We start from the raw sequence: 271 nt of genomic DNA, 5'->3' as shown, positions 1-271 counted from the left end.
GACATACTCCTCGCCAGTCAACTTCTTCAACAGCAGACCCGCTGCGTACGCGCCTCTGGATTTCAACGCGGCCAGCACGGCGCGTTCGGCATTGACGCAGACACGGGTCATCAGCGGCAGTTCGGTGACCACACCCTTTGAAAACGACGCGCCGGCCTTCCAGTCCGCAGGTACGCGCCCCACCGAGTAGCCCCAGTCGGCATTCGAAACAATGACTTTGAGTTCACCCACGGTCGCCAGTTTGTTGATCACCGCCATCACGTCATAGGCC

At 60.1% G+C, this 271-nt stretch carries 1 protein-coding gene; it reads right to left on the bottom strand.

All coding sequences use genetic code 11. From position 1 onward, the window contains the following. Positions 1 to 271, bottom strand: a 271-nt coding sequence (locus AAEY62_RS22485) for a hypothetical protein (protein ID WP_350636633.1), incomplete at both ends; no start/stop codon positions are given.

Origin of the sequence: Pseudoalteromonas sp. GW168-MNA-CIBAN-0100, from assembly GCF_040309225.1 — a bacterium.
Taxonomy (GTDB): Bacteria; Pseudomonadota; Gammaproteobacteria; order Enterobacterales; family Alteromonadaceae; genus Pseudoalteromonas; species Pseudoalteromonas arctica.
This window is presented reverse-complemented; position numbering and strand designations above follow the sequence as displayed.